Origin of the sequence: Xanthomonas sp. SHU 308 (assembly GCF_000364645.1) — a bacterium.
Taxonomy (GTDB): domain Bacteria; phylum Pseudomonadota; class Gammaproteobacteria; order Xanthomonadales; family Xanthomonadaceae; genus Xanthomonas_A; species Xanthomonas_A sontii.
On the sequence record NZ_AQOK01000439.1, the window covers coordinates 1 to 814 of the forward strand.

Sequence of the window (814 nt, forward strand, 5' to 3'; positions counted from 1 at the left end):
GAATTTAATATCCATATATCACCTCGATGCAAACTGTGTACTAGAAACCCCGCTCCGTGACTGGGTTGCGCAATAGGCGGAAAGTGCCCAATTTTAAAACTTTTCAAATACTTGTTCGGTGCACGCCGTATAAACGACTTTACACTCGGCCCCAGCAAAATTTTTATTGACTGTTTTGCAATCGCTTACAACGTGCTTGCTTGCTTCCTGGATCGAAGCCGCACTAATAAACCTCACATGCCCATCTGTCAGCGGCAACCCATTTATCTGCGCCTCGGCCACGGCTACACATTGATTCCGATACTGGAAGACAATCTTACAATCAGTTTCCCCATGAGAGGCACAGCGCTTCAGTGCATCCGTCTCTGCTTCTGCCTGAGATAGCTTTCCAGTGGTGACCCCGTAGCTGGTAGTTGAATCTTTTGATCCCATGGCAATCGCGCCCCAAGTTTTGATCCACCTTCCAGACGGTCTAGGTACTGCGGGAGCTTGCTGCTGATAGTACCCAGACGGAATTGGAGTGCATGAAGTAATCGCACCGTTAGCTTGGGCCGGCAACTGACCTGGCGGGCACCCATTTTCCGCATGCGCAACGCCTGCTAAGAAAAGCGTAGCGAGGAATAGATAATGGTTGATTACCATCTGACTACCTTGTGATTCAGGTGAATCGACTGCTATTCCGATTGGTATTGGCATTGCCCATTGCCCCGCTACCTTCTTGCGGTGGCCCCGACGGTAGACGTCCCGCTGAATACCTTGTCACGTCAGCACTTCCAAGCGGCGTATCTTTGCCACCTTGCGGCGGCACATACGA

At 50.7% G+C, this 814-nt stretch carries 1 protein-coding gene; it reads right to left on the reverse strand.

Annotation, left to right across the window (positions count from 1 at the left end):
• Positions 1-93: 93 nt before the first annotated feature.
• On the reverse strand, positions 94-642 hold the full coding sequence (locus tag D588_RS26725; RefSeq protein WP_157836463.1) for a DUF4189 domain-containing protein: 549 nt from the start codon (positions 640-642) through the stop codon (positions 94-96).
• Positions 643-814 lie beyond the last annotated feature (172 nt).